Source organism: Hutsoniella sourekii ATCC 700629 (genome assembly GCF_000518205.1).
Classification (GTDB): Bacteria; Bacillota; Bacilli; order Lactobacillales; family Aerococcaceae; genus Hutsoniella; species Hutsoniella sourekii.
The window spans coordinates 38,659-53,980 of record NZ_JADD01000004.1 but is presented as its reverse complement, the minus strand read 5'-3'; the positions used below and the strand labels follow the sequence as shown (position 1 = coordinate 53,980).

18 protein-coding genes are annotated in these 15,322 nt (G+C 43.5%); 14 read left to right on the top strand and 4 right to left on the bottom strand.

What is annotated here, in order from left to right; translation table 11 throughout:
• Positions 1–154: 154 nt before the first annotated feature.
• The 3 genes from T408_RS0100880 to T408_RS10390 are packed head-to-tail and all read left to right on the top strand — an operon-like array spanning position 155 to position 3,411.
• Positions 155–547 (top strand): (deoxy)nucleoside triphosphate pyrophosphohydrolase, encoded by a 393-nt coding sequence (locus T408_RS0100880; protein ID WP_035419676.1) that lies wholly within the window; start codon positions 155–157, stop codon positions 545–547.
• A gap of 2 nt (positions 548–549) precedes the next feature.
• Positions 550–1,266 carry a phospholipase D-like domain-containing protein gene (locus T408_RS12365; RefSeq protein WP_407635807.1) on the top strand — a complete coding sequence of 239 codons (717 nt, stop codon included), beginning with the start codon at positions 550–552 and terminating at the stop codon, positions 1,264–1,266.
• Between the two features lie 3 nt (positions 1,267–1,269).
• Positions 1,270–3,411 (top strand): DUF3427 domain-containing protein, encoded by a 2,142-nt coding sequence (locus T408_RS10390; protein ID WP_407635808.1) that lies wholly within the window; start codon positions 1,270–1,272, stop codon positions 3,409–3,411.
• 123 nt (positions 3,412–3,534) lie between these two features.
• Here T408_RS10390 and T408_RS0100870 read toward each other — a convergent pair whose 3' ends face one another.
• Entirely contained in the window at positions 3,535–4,563 is a 1,029-nt protein-coding gene (locus T408_RS0100870; protein ID WP_028118270.1) for a lipoate--protein ligase, read from the bottom strand.
• Positions 4,564–4,716: 153 nt separating this feature from the next.
• Between T408_RS0100870 and T408_RS0100865 the strand changes: the two genes are divergently transcribed.
• Genes T408_RS0100865 through T408_RS0100845 form a run of 5 tightly spaced genes read left to right on the top strand, consistent with a single transcriptional unit; the run spans position 4,717 to position 9,039 of the window.
• On the top strand, positions 4,717–5,052 hold the full coding sequence (locus T408_RS0100865; protein ID WP_028118269.1) for a glycine cleavage system protein H: 336 nt from the start codon (positions 4,717–4,719) through the stop codon (positions 5,050–5,052).
• Between the two features lie 50 nt (positions 5,053–5,102).
• A complete protein-coding gene (locus T408_RS0100860; RefSeq protein ID WP_028118268.1) occupies positions 5,103–5,900 on the top strand; it encodes a protein-ADP-ribose hydrolase in 798 nt (265 codons plus the stop codon).
• Positions 5,901–6,797: an SIR2 family NAD-dependent protein deacylase gene (locus T408_RS10385; protein ID WP_035419674.1), complete on the top strand. Its 897-nt coding sequence runs from the start codon at positions 5,901–5,903 to the stop codon at positions 6,795–6,797.
• Between the two features lie 3 nt (positions 6,798–6,800).
• Complete coding sequence (locus tag T408_RS10380; protein WP_051444697.1) at positions 6,801–7,850, top strand: LLM class flavin-dependent oxidoreductase; 1,050 nt, start codon at positions 6,801–6,803, stop codon at positions 7,848–7,850.
• Positions 7,822–9,039, top strand: coding sequence for an NADH-dependent flavin oxidoreductase (locus T408_RS0100845; protein WP_028118267.1), 1,218 nt, complete (start codon positions 7,822–7,824; stop codon positions 9,037–9,039). Before T408_RS10380 ends, T408_RS0100845 begins: the two co-directional genes overlap by 29 nt.
• Positions 9,040–9,106: 67 nt before the next feature.
• Here T408_RS0100845 and T408_RS0100840 read toward each other — a convergent pair whose 3' ends face one another.
• Entirely contained in the window at positions 9,107–9,484 is a 378-nt protein-coding gene (locus tag T408_RS0100840) for a VOC family protein (protein ID WP_028118266.1), read from the bottom strand.
• Positions 9,485–9,695: 211 nt separating this feature from the next.
• Between T408_RS0100840 and T408_RS0100835 the strand changes: the two genes are divergently transcribed.
• From T408_RS0100835 to T408_RS0100820, 4 genes are read left to right on the top strand one after another with little or no spacing between them, the layout of a single operon-like run.
• Positions 9,696–10,295, top strand: coding sequence for an ECF transporter S component (locus T408_RS0100835; protein ID WP_028118265.1), 600 nt, complete (start codon positions 9,696–9,698; stop codon positions 10,293–10,295).
• A gap of 13 nt (positions 10,296–10,308) precedes the next feature.
• Entirely contained in the window at positions 10,309–11,520 is a 1,212-nt protein-coding gene (coaBC, locus tag T408_RS0100830) for a bifunctional phosphopantothenoylcysteine decarboxylase/phosphopantothenate--cysteine ligase CoaBC (protein ID WP_028118264.1), read from the top strand.
• Positions 11,517–11,963 carry a YaiI/YqxD family protein gene (locus tag T408_RS0100825; RefSeq protein WP_028118263.1) on the top strand — a complete coding sequence of 149 codons (447 nt, stop codon included), beginning with the start codon at positions 11,517–11,519 and terminating at the stop codon, positions 11,961–11,963. The genes coaBC and T408_RS0100825 overlap by 4 nt, the downstream gene beginning before the upstream one ends.
• A gap of 1 nt (position 11,964) precedes the next feature.
• Entirely contained in the window at positions 11,965–12,243 is a 279-nt protein-coding gene (locus T408_RS0100820; RefSeq protein WP_028118262.1) for a DUF503 domain-containing protein, read from the top strand.
• A gap of 19 nt (positions 12,244–12,262) precedes the next feature.
• Here T408_RS0100820 and T408_RS0100815 read toward each other — a convergent pair whose 3' ends face one another.
• Complete coding sequence (locus T408_RS0100815) at positions 12,263–12,931, bottom strand: aspartate/glutamate racemase family protein (RefSeq protein WP_028118261.1); 669 nt, start codon at positions 12,929–12,931, stop codon at positions 12,263–12,265.
• 76 nt (positions 12,932–13,007) lie between these two features.
• Between T408_RS0100815 and T408_RS0100810 the strand changes: the two genes are divergently transcribed.
• Together T408_RS0100810 and T408_RS0100805 are read left to right on the top strand one after the other, a co-directional pair.
• Positions 13,008–13,535, top strand: a complete 528-nt coding sequence (locus T408_RS0100810) for a transcription repressor NadR (RefSeq protein ID WP_028118260.1) — start codon at positions 13,008–13,010, stop codon at positions 13,533–13,535.
• Between the two features lie 65 nt (positions 13,536–13,600).
• Positions 13,601–14,164 carry a hypothetical protein gene (locus T408_RS0100805; RefSeq protein WP_028118259.1) on the top strand — a complete coding sequence of 188 codons (564 nt, stop codon included), beginning with the start codon at positions 13,601–13,603 and terminating at the stop codon, positions 14,162–14,164.
• A gap of 60 nt (positions 14,165–14,224) precedes the next feature.
• On the opposite strand, the gene T408_RS0100800 is transcribed toward T408_RS0100805, so the two are convergent.
• Complete coding sequence (locus T408_RS0100800; protein ID WP_028118258.1) at positions 14,225–15,181, bottom strand: glutathione S-transferase family protein; 957 nt, start codon at positions 15,179–15,181, stop codon at positions 14,225–14,227.
• Between the last annotated feature and the right edge of the window lie 141 nt (positions 15,182–15,322).

The window sequence follows — 15,322 nt, the reverse complement described above, 5'->3', positions numbered from 1 at the left end:
TGATGGGAGAGGATCCACTCACGTATTGGATCTTCTTGAAAACCATGCGAAATATCGGCCTTGTAGCTTTTTGCTATGGGTGGATCTGATTGTGAATTGATCTTGATTCACATAATTGTTACTATTAGATCAAATCAGTTCAGGGGGTAAGACAGTGAAAGAGATTAAAGTTTCGGCAGCAATCATAGTTGATAATGATAAGATTTACTGTGTCCAAAGAGGACCGGGTAGAAGTCTTGAAAATAAGTGGGAATTCCCAGGAGGTAAGATCGAAAGTGAAGAATCTGCAAGAGAAGCTTTAGCTAGAGAAATTCAAGAAGAACTCTTAATCAAAGTAGCTATCGATGATGAGCCCTTTGCTGAATCCATCTACGATTACGATTTTGGCCGTGTTCATTTGCATGCTTTTATTTGCCGGTTAGTGAACGGGCAACCTAAATTAACTGAACATATACAATATCGTTGGTTGGCCGTTGATGAATTAGCATCATTGGATTGGGCTCCAGCTGACTGGCCGATTGTCCATCAGATTCAAGAGGACTTTTAGAGATGGAGTTTGGTGTAGAAGCTCTCAAACAATCGTTAAATAAAGCCTTTATTGATCGCCATCAAATAGGCTCAATTTACGATCCATCCTTGATTATTAATCAACCAGACAAGGGGCAATATCTGTTAACGGTGCTGCAGGATGAGGCTTTAACCAGTCAGAGCTTTTTCTTTTCTGTAGCTTTTATCACTCAAGACGGTTTAAATGGATTAAAAACTCAACTAGCAGACTTGGCTAGAAAGGGAGTTAGCGGTCGACTCTTAACTTCCAATTATCTATCCTTCAACCATCCTGATATGTTTGATTCCTTGATGCAAATACCTAATTTAGAAGTTCGTATTTCTGAGAAAAAAGGTTTCCATGCAAAGGGGTATCTATTTAATCATCGAAACCATGACTCTCTAATTATTGGTAGCTCAAATTTAACAATGAGCGCTTTGAAGTTGAATTACGAATGGAACATAAAACTAACCAGCCTCAGTCATGGAGAAATTATTTATCAAATAGAGAAACATTTAGAATCCGAGTGGGACTTTGCTAAGCCATTGACTTCGTCATGGATCAAGAAATATCGCGAAGATTATCTTCCCATGCAACAAATCTTACAGGCGGAAGTTATTCAAGAAAAATCCTCTAATGTGACCTATATCTCACCTAATAAAATGCAGAAAGTAGCTTTAGAGCGTATTCAAGCCGTGAGGGAATCCGGAGAAAAATGAGCTCTGGTTGTTTCTGCAACAGGAACGGGAAAGACCTATTTAGCCGCCTTTGAGATTGCTCAAGCTCAACCCAATCGTGTCTTATTTGTTGTCCATCGAGAACAAATTGCAAGATCAGCCATGGCATCCTTTAAACGTGTTCTAGGAGGACCAAATTCAGATTACGGTCTCCTAACTGGAAATCATAAAGACTATCAGGCTAAATATCTTTTGGCAACTATACAAACAATAGCTAAGGATGACTATCTCACTAAATTTGCCAAGGATCACTTTGATTATATCTTGATTGATGAGGTTCATAAGGCGGGAGCTCGCTCTTATTTAAAGATGATTGATTATTTCCAGCCCAAATTCTTACTAGGGCTTACTGCTACACCAGAGCGGACAGATGATTTTAATATTTATGAACTATTTGATTTTAACCTTGCCTATGAAATCCGTCTGCAAGAAGCTTTAGGGGAAGATATGCTGAGTCCTTTTCATTATTTTGGAGTCAGTGATTATGAAATAGATGGTGAGGTTATTACTGATACTACTGATTTAAAGTATTTAACCATTAATGAGCGCGTTAATTTTTTGATTGAAAAAATAAATTATTACGGTTGTTCTGGCAACAAAGCTCGGGGTCTAGTCTTTTGCAGTCGAAGAGAGGAAGCTAGCAAATTAGCTGACGAATTTACCTTAAGAGGGATTCCCTCACGATCCTTGACTGGAGAAGATGATCAAAAATACCGTCTTGAAACCATCGAAAAGCTTGAAGCTGGTGAATTAAACTATATTTTTACAGTGGATATTTTTAATGAGGGGGTTGATATTCCGATGATCAACCAAGTCATTATGCTAAGAAACACTCAGTCTAGCATCATATTTATTCAACAAATGGGAAGAGGCTTAAGAAAACATCATAGTAAAGAATTTGTGACTATCATTGACTTTATTGGTAACTATAAAAATAATTATATGATACCGATGGCCTTAACTGGTGATGTAGGAAGTAACCGAGACCAGTTAAGAAGAGATGTCTTTGATACCCACTATGTTCAAGGCTTATCTTCAATTAATTTCGAAGAGATCGCCAAGGAAAAAATCTTTAAAGCGATTGATCAGGCTCCTCTCGATAACAAGAAAGTCTTAGAAAAACAATATCAAGATCTCAAGTATCGATTAAATCGGGTGCCAGGCCTTGCTGATTGTTATCAAAGTAAAACTGTTGATCCGTTATTGATAGCTAATAAATTTAATACTTACTTTGGCTTCCTGGTGAATATGGAGGACAATAAAAGTATTATTTCAGCTACAGCTGATGAAATATTAAAATTTATGACTCGGGAGCTACTGCCGGGTAAGAGAGTCCATGAGCTCTTGCTATTGGATCTATTAATTCACCATCAAACACAAGTTTCCAGAGAAGAGATGATTAGACTCTTCCAATCCCATCAGTTACCCCACGATGAGAGGACCATTCAATCAGTTATCAATAGTTTGGACTTGCGCTTTTACAAGGGCAGTGACGCTAAGAATTATCAAGAAGTCCAACTTTTGCATGAAATGGGTGGTGTCTATGAACTAACCGATAGTTTCAGGCTTGCTTTGGCAGATTCCTATTTTTATGATCTAATGATTGACTTACTGGCCTGTGCTCAAATGATGGCTAGGGAATATGATACAAGCCAACGACTAACCCTAAATAAAAAGTATAGTCGTAAGGAAGCCATTCGTTTCCTAGGTTGGCAGGAGCAGGTGGTAGCGCAAAATATTGGAGGTTATACTTATTCCGACGGTGAGTTTGCGATATTCGTCACCTTAAACAAAGGCGAGGATTTTCAAGGAGCCTTAATGGCTTACGAAGACCGGTTCAGGGATTTGGATCATTTGATTTGGTTTACACGCTCTCCCAGAACAATGCAGTCCCCTGAAATTGCTCTACTTAAAGACCATCAAAATTGGCGAATTCACCTCTTTATCAAAAAATCTGATGATGATGGGGCAGATTTTTATTATTTAGGAGAATGCCGATCGATTGATGGAAGTTTTCAGGAGATTGAGAAGGAAACCAGAGAAGGCAAGCATCAGAAAGTGGTTGAACTCGAATTAAAATTAGAAACTCCGGTTAACTTAAGATTATATAACTATTTAAATCAATGATAGCCACTTTATCTTCATTGATTAAATTCAAAGAATAGCCCTAACTAGACAAACTCTTACAGTTCATCTAGTTAGAGCTTTTTGTTTATTGTACGGATTGAGAGAATTCTTATCGTTGACAGGTTAACTCACAATCAAATCCACTAATTCTTGGCGGATGTCAGCATTGAAGTAGGGTTTAAGGTCAACGTCTTCAAGTGCTTGGAGAAGGGCTTGGCGGTCTTCAGCGACACCGATTAAGACCTGCTCGAATTCTTCAATGGGCTGACTACCGAAGAAGTCACCATATATAGATAGATCGCTAATCTTACCAGAGTCAACCGTCAAGTAGACTTCAATTGTACCGACGCCTTCGATTCGGGTGTCACGACTGTATTCATACTTGGGAGACTGACCATAGACCCAGTCCCAATTCAGCCATTTTTCCTGACATCGTTGGTCAATGATTGCCCAATCATTATCAGTTAGTTCGTAGCGCTTGGCTTGGGATAAGTCATCAACTCCGAGTAGCTTACAGGCAACCAAGTCATGGAAGTCGGAAGCAGAGATGTTCTGGTATTCAGGGGCCAGGTGAGGGCGAATACTTTCAACTCGGCTTCTCACTGAATCGATCCCTTTGGCACTGATCTTCTTGCGGTTAGGTGTGAGAGCTCCCATCATGGATTCAATATCAATATCTAATTGAAGGGAGTAACCCGCGTAGATCCGCTCAGGATCATGACTCATTGCCGCTCCAGAAATCTTCTTGCCATTAATGGTTAAGTCATTGCGGCCCTTCATCTCCACTTCCTTAGCCCCTAAGTCATGAAGTACCTCAATGACGGGTTGATAGAGCTTCTGGAAGTTTAAGTCAGTGTTTAAGCTATCCTTGTTGAAGAGATAACAGAAGCTAGTGTTGCCCCGATCCAGGTAAATGGCACCTCCACCGGTGTCCCGGCGGCATAACTGAATCCCAGCCTCTTCCATGAAGGAACGGTTGACTTCCTTGGCTACATTCTGATAGCGCCCCATCTGGACTTGAGGGGAGGTCGTATAAGGCATCATAATATCTTCGTCGAAGAAGAGGTGTTGTCTGACATATTCTTGCACGGCCATATCCACTCCAGGCCGGAAAACTTTCTCACCGTTGCGCTTCATTTCTATTAGAATCATAGTACACATCCTATTCCCTGTTTTTACCGTTTATTATATCAGATTGCAAGCGTTTGACTAGTTATTAGAACACGTAAAAGCTTCGACTTGAATTAATGTTTGCCTTATATTATTATGGGTTTAACTATAACAGTTTATAGGGAGGATAAATACATGACAAAATTTAAGGATTTCTTTTTTATTGACCGTGAAGGTGACACTTATACGGTTCGCATGACCCCTGAATTGCAGGATGACTTAGGAACGGTGGGTTACGTGGATTTTATCGATCAGGATCAATTAGCTGAAGGAGACAGCTTCGTGAACTTTGAGGCGGCTAAGACGGTCTTTGAAGCTCAGACTCCCTTAGCAGGACGAGTGGTCAAGCGCAATCAAGCTGCCGTTGAGACGCCTGAGTTGTTGAATTCTGCGGATCCAAGTGAGAACTGGTTGATTCAACTAGAAGATGTGGACGCAGAAGCCTACGAGCAATTAGAAGATGCCCAATAATTATTAAAAGCACCCATCTTCTGGGTGCTTTTTGTTAGTGAGGAGAAGTCATGAAGCAAAGGGATCGATTAAGATGGATGATTACTTATCTACTAGAAGAGAATGCGCAAGGGCAAGGAATTGAGATTGAGCCACTCTTGCCTTTAAAGGAAGATGAACTTTACCACATATGGCGCGGGCTGTTGAATACCCGACTTCCTTACCCGATAGGGGATGAGTTTTTGAAGGTTCAAGATGATTATTTACAAGAAGATCTGAAATCCCACACTGTAATGCGACTGTCAGACTTGGAGTCTGTAACGGATAGTCTCTACTTGTGGCAGGGGGATATTACCAAGCTAGAAGTAGATGCGATTACCAATGCAGCTAATAGTGAATTCCTAGGCTGCTTTATTCCTAATCATCATTGTATTGATAATGAGATCCAGTCCAAGGGAGGCTACCAGATTCGTCTCGATTGTTATGAGATTCGAAGCAAACAAGGACGTAAAGAAGCGATTGGTAAAGCCAAGGTGACCCCAGCTTATAATTTGCCTAGCCAGTGGATTATCCATACGGTCGGCCCCATTGCTTGGGACGGGGTGACTGAGTTCAAGAAGCGACTGCTAGCTCAAGCCTACCGGTCCGTCTTAGCTATGGCGGATGAGATTGGGGCCCAATCCTTGGCCCTATCGTGTATTAGTACGGGGCAATTTGGATTTCCTAAGGACCAAGCAGCCCTGATCGCTATCCAGACCACAAGGGAATATCTCAAGCAGACACATTCACCTCTCAAAGTGGTCTTCAATGTCTTCCTGGACGAAGACTACGCAATCTATCAAGAATTACTCAAGCAAAAGGAGATATAAATGACTAAAGAATTATGGCAAACCTTAAACTCACCAACACCAGAAGCGGGTCTTCTCTTAAGCCAATTGATTGAGGAAGCTGAAGCGATCCTGGTTGGGATTGGCTCAGGTATGTCAGCAGCCACTGGTTTCGTCTATTCAGGCCCTCGGTTTAGTGATGTCTTTTCAGATTTTATTGATAAATATGGCTTCCTCGATATGCTGCAGGCCTTTATCAGCGATAATTGGCAATCTCCGGAAGAGGAGTGGGCCTTTATGAGTCGCTTTGCGGCTTTGAATTATTTTGACCAGCCGGAAGGACTGGCCTATACCCAGTTGAAGCATTTGCTGGAAGGTCACAATTACCACATTATTACCACTAATGCCGATTCAGCCTTTTACCGGTCGGGTTATGATATGACCAAGGTCTTCCGCTGTCAAGGTGAATATGGATTGATCCAATGCTCTAACCAGTGTCACCAACAGGCTTATCCCTTGAATCCGGACTGGAATCAAGAGATGATTGACCAACAAGACCAGATGTCGGTGCCTAGCCACTTGATTCCTCGTTGTCCTAAATGTCAAGCGCCCATGGAGATTAATAAGCGTGATGCCATTCGTGATATGGTAGAAGACCCGGATTTTCACCAGCAGAAGGATCGCTATCAAGCTTTTCTAGCGGCCAATCAAGACAAGAAGCTTCTCTTGCTGGAGTTGGGGGTGGGTAAGAAGACCCCGCAATTTATTCGAGAGCCTTTTCAAAACTTGGCCATTCAGAATTCCAAGGCGCTCTATGTTACGGTGAATCCCTTGTTGTACCGCCTAGCTGAGGGGGTTCAGGATTCAACCGTTCGTATGAGAGAAGATATCGCTAGTCTGATGGCTCAAGCCTATCAATATCACAAGGAGGCGAATTAGATCATGGTTAAGCTGAGTATTCTCGATTATGCTCAAATTGATGAGGGAAGAACTGCCTATGAGGCCATTCAAGATTCAGTGAAGCTTGCCCAAGCAGCCGATAAGCTGGGCTACACGCGCTTTTGGGTGGCGGAACACCATGATGTGCCAGCCTTTGCCTCCTCGAGTCCGGAAGTCTTGATGATGCACCTTGCTGACCAGACGCAGGCGATTCGAATTGGCTCCGGTGGAGTGATGCTTCCACATTACAGTCCTTTGAAGATCGCAGAGAACTTCCGGCTACTAGAAGCAGCTCACCCGGGGCGGATTGATCTGGGCATGGGGAATAGCTTGGGTACTAGCCAGGTTAATGCTGCCCTTAATGAAAACAAACAAAAAGTTCAGAGTTACCGTCAATCCCTCTTGGACTTGAACCACTACCTAGGCAGTCGCCCTCAAGCGGATTTCCGTTATCCTGATTTAACGGCCCGGCCTCTGGTTAGCGACCTTCCGGAGATGTTTCTCTTGTCGACTAGCGTGCGTAATGCCAAGTTGGCTGGGGAATTAGGAATTGGTTACTGCTACGGCATGTTTCCCTATGCTTCAGGTGATAAGCTTGCCGTCGGAAGTGAAGCTTTCAGGGTTTACCGTGATCACTTCCAAGCTTCCAAGGCAATGCCAGAGCCTCGAGGCATGTTTGCCTTATTTGCTGCTATTGGGCCTACCCAAGAAGAGGCGGAAGATCTTGCCCAGGCGATTGACCTGTGGATGTTGGCCAAGGATGACTTTGCCTATTATTCAAGTTTCCCTAGTGTTGAGACTGCTAAGACTTATCAAGCTAGCCCTAGTGAAGGTCAACGGATAGTGGATAATCGGTCAAGAATTGTTGTGGGTACACCAGAGACGATCAAAGACCAACTTGAAGTTTACCGCCAAGCCTTCCAGGCCGATGAAATTCTCTTATGTACCATCATGCCAAGCATTGAAGCGCGAATCCAAGCAATAACCATACTAGCTGAAGCTTATCAATTAGAAGGGAGACATTATGACTCAAACCTATCAAGCCCTATTTGAACCCATCAAATTGCCTAATGGCCTAGAATTAGCTAACCGTTTCTCAGTGAATCCTATTACGACCAATTCTTCCACCCGGGAGGGCTATATTACTGAAGAAGACCTGGCCTATGCTAGAAGACGAGCCCAGTCGGCTCCCTTGCATATTACAACGGCTGCTTATATCGAAGATTACGGGCAGTTGTTTGAATATGGGCCGAGCATTCGCAATGACCGTTTTATCCCTGGCTTATCCCAATGGGCGGAGGCCATTCAAGGTCAAGGAGCTAAGGGGATTATTCAATTAACGCATGCCGGACGATTCGCTAAGACCACTCTTCAAGATTATGGCCTCACTTATGGACCCAGTCACATGCAACTACAAACACCGGTCCCTCATCAATCCTATGCCATGAGCAAGCGGAAGATCAAGCATGTGATTGACCAATATCAAGAGGCGACCCGTCGGGCCATCCAGGCCGGCTTTGCGGGAGTTGAGATTTCCAACGCTCAACGTCTCCTGCCCCAACAGTTCTTCTCCAAGTTTTCTAATCAGCGTGAAGATGAATACGGTGGTCAGTCCTTAGAAGATCGTGCCCGCTTTGGGGTTGAAGTTATGGCTGCTGTTCAAGAGGCTGTAGACCAAGAAGGGGTCCGTGATTCCTTTATCATTGGCTTTAGAGGGACTCCTGAAGAGGTACGTGGTAATCAGATAGGCTATAGTGTGGATGAATTCAACCAGTATGTCGACTGGTTATTAGAAGTCAGTCAAGTGCAATACTATGCGATTGCCAGTTGGGGCCACAACATTTACCAGAATACGGTCAGAGCCCAGGGCCCTCACACCGGTCAACTCGTGAACCAAGTGGTCCATGATCACTTCCGCGGCCGACTACCGATTATCGCTACCGGGGGCATTAATACGCCTCAAAGTGCCCTTGAAGCCCTTGAACATGCCGATATGGTCGGCTTGTCTTCCGTCTTTGTCACTGAACCAGATTTCGTGCTTAAGTTACTTCAAGGCAAGGAAGATCAGATTGACACGGGCTTGACCCCTGATAAGGTGCTAGACTTAGCCATTCCAGGTCGTGCCTTCAAGGACCTCGTTGAATTCTTTGACCTGGGAGGATCCTTGGATGACCAAACCCGGGACGAACTCAGACGACTAGCTGATCAAGCAGAGGTCTCCTACTTCAAAGACTATCAATAGAAATAAAAAAACCAGCGATCCGGCTTCCGATAATAGAAAGTCCAATCGCTAGTTATTAAATGTCTAATTATTTACGGCGCTTGACTTCAATGCGATAACCATCTGGGTCTGTTACAAAGAAGTAACTTGGCTTATCGGACAAGCCCTTTAATTCGCCAGTCTCATACTTAGAGTCCTTGCAAATTTGGTGCATCGCTTCTAGGTCATCAACAGTGACTCCGAGGTGACTGAAGCCATTACCAACATCGTAAGGTTCTGCGTCATAATTATAAGTCAGTTCCAGCTCCAGTGGAGAACCGGGTGCCTTGACATAAATAAGATCAAAGCCTTTATCCGGGTACTTCCGTTCCTGACTCACTTCAAAATCAAATAATTGAGTATAAAAATCTAAGGTCGCATCAATATCTCTAACTCTTAAGCAAATTTCAACAAGTTCTTGACTCATCTAATCGCCTCCTTAAACTAAGGCTACCATAAGCTTCTTGAAGGCGCAATTAGGATGCTTACTAGTTCGGTTACAGATTCCGATCCGTACTCCAAACGATAACCAAATCTCTATAGCTAAAACTTGCTTTTTTGCACTATTTTCAGGGATCATCATGTATAATGGAAGAGATTACAAGTAGGTAGATTCTTAATAGAACGGAAGTGTAGTGATGAACTCATATAGTAAGAATAATACACGTAATTTTGTCTTTGTATCTTTGTTTGTAGCTTTGATTATTTTACAGACCAGTGTGCCTTTCTTAGGTTTTATTTCGATCGGACCCATTTCAATGACCATTATCCCTATCACGGTGATCTTAGCTAGTCTATGGCTGGATTTGAAATCAGCGGTAATCGTGGGCCTAACCTTTGGCCTTTGTAGCTTTCTTAGAACTTGGCTGATTGGGAACCCGGTAGAGCGTTTGATCTTTACTAATCCATTAATTAGTGTCTTGCCCCGGGTTATGATGCCTATTGTAGTCCACTACTGTAAGAAATTATTAATGAAGGCAGGATCTCGAGCTCAAATGGTTGGTCTAGTAGGTGGCTTAGTGGGTAGTTTGATAAATACGGTCTTTGTCTTGGGAGCAATGTATCTTTTTGGGGGAAGTAATATCTTAAGTGCCTATGATGTTACTAACCATTCTGAATTGTTGTTGGTTCTAGGCGGTATTGTGACTGCCAATGGGATACCTGAAGCTATCCTTGCAACCATCATTACCCCATTGATTCTAAAGCCACTAACGCGGATTAAACCACTGGCTTATTGAAAGGAGATTAAGCATGCGATTAAAGGATGTTAAAGTTGGCTTATTTATCACCGGAGGGATAGCCGCTTACAAGATGGCAAATTTTGCGCGACTGCTTATCAAGGAGGGCGCACAAGTAAGAGTAGCCATGACTCCGGGAGCCCAAGCTTTTATCACTCCCTTAACCTTACAAACCTTAACCAAGCATTCAGTCTTGGTCGATACTTTTGCTGAAGAGGATCCAGAGGTCGTTCAACACATCCACCTAGCCGATTGGTGTGATATAGCCTTGGTCGCTCCAGCAACAGCTAATACGATCGCTAAGTTAGCTCAAGGATTAGCCGATAATGTGGTCACTTCAGTCTTATTGGCTGTGACTTGTCCGATCGTTGCTGCTCCTGCTATGAATGTCAACATGTACCAGCATCCGGCAACCCAGCGGAATCTGGAACAATTACGGCAAGATGGTGTTTCTATTATTGAACCTGCAACAGGTTTCCTGGCTGAAGGCTATGAGGGCAAGGGACGATTGCCTGAAGAATCCGTCTTATTGGATCACCTAGTCCAAGTCTACTGGAGCAATAATTATCCTCAGATTCTTGCCGGTAAAAAGGTCGCCATATCTGCCGGCGGAACCATTGAACGAATTGATCCGGTTCGCTATATCTCTAACGATTCTTCTGGCAAGATGGGCTACGCCTTAGCTCAAGCAGCCAAGTTATTAGGCGCAGATGTCACCTTGGTCTCAACCAAGCCTGAACTCCCCCTTCCCTTAGGAGTTAAGCCCATCTATGTTACAAGTGCCCAGGAAATGTTCACCCAGATGGTTGCTCTTCAGGAAGCCTCAGATATTTTGATCATGGCGGCGGCTGTTAGCGACTACCGGGTAGTTAATGCTTCCAACCATAAGATCAAGAAACAAGATCAAGACAGTCTAGCTATTCAATTAGCTGAAAATCCTGATATACTAGCTCATTTAGGCCAACACAAGCGTCCAGACCAATTGGTCGTTGGCTTTGCAGCTGAGAGCCAGCATCTAATAGACTATGCAAGGGTAAAGTTGGCCAAGAAGAAGGCTGACTGGATTGTAGCCAATGATATCAGCGATCCAAGCATTGGCTTCAATAGTGCTGAGAATCGAGCCACCTTATTAGGAAAAGATGGACAAGTCATTGAACTGGAACAGCAGGATAAGTTATCATTTGCCTTGGCATTATTTAAGCATCTAGGTGGCGAGGTTAGATGAGGCGTCTCTTGATTGATGGAGATGGCTGTCCAGTGGTTAGGGAAGTGATTCAGCTAGCTGAGGAATTCAAGCGACCGGTTGTGATCATTACGGATTATGCCCACTATTCGGATAAGATCTATCCTGATTGGGTAGACCATCAGTTGGTGGATATGGGATCTGATGCAGCTGATTTTCGAATTTTTCAGTTGGCTGATCCAGGTGATATTCTAATTACTCAAGACTATGGTCTGGCTTCCTTGTTAGTGGGAAAGATACGGGTGGTACATCATTCGGGAATGGAATATACGGCTGATAATCTGCCTCAGTTGCTAGAGCAGCGCCATCATGCTCAAATGATGCGCCGGTCTGGCCACCACACCAAGGGCCCTCGTCAGTTCACGGACCAAGACCGACAACAATTCAGTCAGGGCTTACGAGCCATTTTGCAAGAGGAGGAATAAGATGCATCTACTAGGGTTGGAGATTGATCTATTGCTTCATGAATCCTATTCTCTAAAGGATAAGCGTCAAATTGTTCAAAGTATCATCAAGCGTTTGCAAGGTCGCTATCATCTGACCGCTTGCCAACTGGACCAAGAAGATCTGCATAATTACGCCCGGATTGGAGTCGGAATTGTCAGTAATTCACACTCACTAGCAGTGAGTCAATTACAAAAGGCTATTGATATGGTTGAAGGCCATTATCCCGTAGATATTAGCCAAGTAATATGGATAGAATAGAAAAAATCCGCCTCCAAGCCTAGTGCCTGTGGGGCGGATTAATTCGGTCCAGCATATAATCGAGCGGGTCAATAATCGGAAGGGGACTCACTCTTTGGAGGGCCTCCTTCATGTAAGGAAAATGAGTGCAGGCCAGTAAGATTGCTCCTAATTGATAAGCTGGGACTTGAAGCTGACTATAGCTCTGGATTAATGACTTAAGACCCAAGTCTTCTATAATCTGATCTGGATCTATTCCCGCTTCAATGGCTTCAACGAGAGCCAAATGACCCAGGGTGACATTACGCCGACCCGGATACTCACGCGTTAGGATACGGTCGACCTGGTAGGCAGAGATCCCATTAGCCGCTAAGACCAGGAAATTACCTGCTTGCTTGGCCAGATCATGGTAGATATCCAAAGGAGATATGATCTCTACTTGCAGTTCATGAGCAATCGCATGATAGTCAATGGCACTTGATAGCGAATTACAATTAAGAAAATAGGCTTCGGCACCGGCTAAGCGTGAATTAATAACGGCTTGCTTGAAGCGTTCAGCCAAGTAATCGGCTGATTCATATTGAAGCCGGGTCTGTTCTTGGGGCGTTTCTGCTAGAGGGTAGGACAAGCCCTCGTAGCCAAGCTTATTGATGGATTGGATTCCCATATGGGTATCGACTGGCGTTCCAGCAAAGACTGCCACTTTCATCTTGATCACCACCTTGGCACTCATTATAATAAAATTAATCGCAAATAACCAGAAACTAGATTGGAGTGATAAAGATTTGAAAGCACCAGAACGTAGAAGGGCGATTCTTGATATTCTTGAAGCTTCAGATAAACCGGTCACTGCCACGCAATTAGCCAAGCAGTTTCAGGTGAGCCGGCAAATCATTGTCGGTGATATTGCCTTGCTTCGAGCAGCGGACCACCAAATACTCGCAACCAATCGTGGCTACCTGGCCCAGGGGAGTCAAGCTAGTTCCAAACACCCCTATCAAGGACGCATTGTCTGTTACCACGAGGCCAAACAAATGGAAGAAGAGTTGGAAATTATTCTTAATCTGGGCGGTCAAGTAGAGAGTGTGGAAGTGGATCATCCAGTTTATGGCCTGATTACCGCACCACTACAACTACGTAGCCAAGATGACCTTCATTTATTTATTCGTCAGATGGAGGCCTACCAGGGGATTCTACTCAGTTCCTTGACTGAAGGGATCCACTCCCATACCATTAGCTGTCAAGACAGTGAAAGTTTCCCGGCCATCAAAGAAGCGCTCAAAGAAGCTAATATCCTACTGGCTGATTCTTAATTTTACTGTCTTGACACCTGTCAAGTTACCACGTATAATGAACCCTTAAAGGGGGAGTTCATCCAATGCAATCATACCAATCATCTAATCAGCGCTTGCGACGAATGACAATCACAGCGCTACTGACAGCCTTGGCAATACTGATACCTATCATTATGCCTGTCAAAATAGTAGTCGGACCAGCTTCTTACACCTTAGCTAGTCATGTGCCGGTAGTCATGGCCATGTTTGTTAGCCCGCAAGTTGCTCTTTTTGTCGCTCTGGGCTCTGGACTGGGATTCTTTATTGCTGGTTTTCCAATTGTTATTGTCGCACGGGCAGTCAGCCACGTGATCTTTGCTACAATTGGGTCCAATTACATCATGAAGCGTCCACAAGTGCTACAATCGACCAAGCAACGATACTTGTATAGTGTGTGGGTCAATATCTTGCACAGTCTAGCAGAAGTGACCGTGGTATTAATTATTACGCAAGGTACTGCCAACGGCTATAATTATTTTTATTTCTTATTGGTTCTTGTTGGCGTCGGAAGCTTCCTTCATGGACTGATGGATTTTGAGATTGCTTACCAATTAACCAAAGCACTCAACCAACGGGTCAAGACACCCTTATCAACGATTGATATTTAACTAAAATAAGACACCAGCAACTTGGCTTTCTTAGCCTGCTGGTGTCTTTATTTGTTGAGACTATAAACTAAAGTCTAGAACAGGCCCACTTGGAACAATCCCATTAGGGTTAATTGTATCGTGACTCTTGTAGTAGTGGTCCTTGATGTGTTGGAAATTAACAGTCTCTTCGATGCCTGGTAAGTGGTAGAACTTACGTGTATATAGCCACAGATTTGGATAATCAATCAAGCGACGGTAATTACACTTGAAGTGACTATAGTAAACAGCGTCAAAGCGAACCAAGGTCGTGAATAGACGAATATCTGCTTCAGTTAATTGATCCCCCACCAAATAATCTTGCTTTTCCAGTAGGGCTTCAATCTTGTCCAACCCTTCAAAGACGCTTTCAACTTCTTCTTCATAGACATCTTGTTGAGTAGCAAAGCCTGCCTTGTAGACGCCATTGTTGATATGGTCATAGACATAATCATTGACTTGATCGATCTCATCCATTAAATTTTCAGGACTGTAATTACCTGGTTTGGCACCTATCTCATCAAAGGCTGAATTTAACATCCGGATAATTTCAGATGATTCATTGTTGACGATGGTTTCTTTTTCCTTGTCCCATAAGACAGGCACAGTGACCCGGCCACTATACTTACTGTCTGCAGCTAGGTAGACTTGATACAAGTAATCTGCTTGATGAATGGGATCTTGGATGACTCCTGGCCCTTCATCAAAGGTCCAACCGTTTTCGCGCATCAATGGGTTAACCACAGAAATAGAGATCATGTCTTCTAATCCCTTGAGCGCTCTTAGAATCAGCGTTCGGTGGGCCCAAGGACAAGCTAGTGAGACGTAGAGATGATAACGTCCCGCTTCTGCCTTGAATCCTGCTTGACCCGTTGGTCCAGCACTGCCGTCTTTGGTGATCCAATTTCTAAATTGTGATTGGCTACGAACAAATTTACCACCGGTTGATTCGGTGTCATACCATTTATCTTGCCACTTTCCGTCAACTAATAATCCCATAAAAACCTCCTATTATTTGATACCATGTAACTGACTTACCTTAACTATATACGATTAGCAGCTATTCATCCACTGATATGCTTCGATTTCGAACTAAATGCTACTTTACAAGGGCTAGCTATTTAGCTAAACTTAAAATGA

What these genes read in the sequence shown, in the direction of transcription:
- T408_RS12365 (WP_407635807.1), top strand. Translation starts at nt 550, where the DNA reads ATGGAGTTTGGTGTAGAAGCTCTCAAACAATCGTTAAATAAAGCCTTT.
- T408_RS0100870 (WP_028118270.1), bottom strand. Translation starts at nt 4,563, where the DNA reads ATGATTCTAATAGAAATGAAGCGCAACGGTGAGAAAGTTTTCCGGCCT.
- T408_RS0100865 (WP_028118269.1), top strand. Translation starts at nt 4,717, where the DNA reads ATGACAAAATTTAAGGATTTCTTTTTTATTGACCGTGAAGGTGACACT.
- T408_RS0100860 (WP_028118268.1), top strand. Translation starts at nt 5,103, where the DNA reads ATGAAGCAAAGGGATCGATTAAGATGGATGATTACTTATCTACTAGAA.
- T408_RS10385 (WP_035419674.1), top strand. Translation starts at nt 5,901, where the DNA reads ATGACTAAAGAATTATGGCAAACCTTAAACTCACCAACACCAGAAGCG.
- T408_RS10380 (WP_051444697.1), top strand. Translation starts at nt 6,801, where the DNA reads ATGGTTAAGCTGAGTATTCTCGATTATGCTCAAATTGATGAGGGAAGA.
- T408_RS0100845 (WP_028118267.1), top strand. Translation starts at nt 7,822, where the DNA reads ATGACTCAAACCTATCAAGCCCTATTTGAACCCATCAAATTGCCTAAT.
- T408_RS0100840 (WP_028118266.1), bottom strand. Translation starts at nt 9,484, where the DNA reads ATGAGTCAAGAACTTGTTGAAATTTGCTTAAGAGTTAGAGATATTGAT.
- T408_RS0100835 (WP_028118265.1), top strand. Translation starts at nt 9,696, where the DNA reads ATGAACTCATATAGTAAGAATAATACACGTAATTTTGTCTTTGTATCT.
- coaBC (WP_028118264.1), top strand. Translation starts at nt 10,309, where the DNA reads ATGCGATTAAAGGATGTTAAAGTTGGCTTATTTATCACCGGAGGGATA.
- T408_RS0100825 (WP_028118263.1), top strand. Translation starts at nt 11,517, where the DNA reads ATGAGGCGTCTCTTGATTGATGGAGATGGCTGTCCAGTGGTTAGGGAA.
- T408_RS0100820 (WP_028118262.1), top strand. Translation starts at nt 11,965, where the DNA reads ATGCATCTACTAGGGTTGGAGATTGATCTATTGCTTCATGAATCCTAT.
- T408_RS0100815 (WP_028118261.1), bottom strand. Translation starts at nt 12,931, where the DNA reads ATGAAAGTGGCAGTCTTTGCTGGAACGCCAGTCGATACCCATATGGGA.
- T408_RS0100805 (WP_028118259.1), top strand. Translation starts at nt 13,601, where the DNA reads ATGCAATCATACCAATCATCTAATCAGCGCTTGCGACGAATGACAATC.
- T408_RS0100800 (WP_028118258.1), bottom strand. Translation starts at nt 15,181, where the DNA reads ATGGGATTATTAGTTGACGGAAAGTGGCAAGATAAATGGTATGACACC.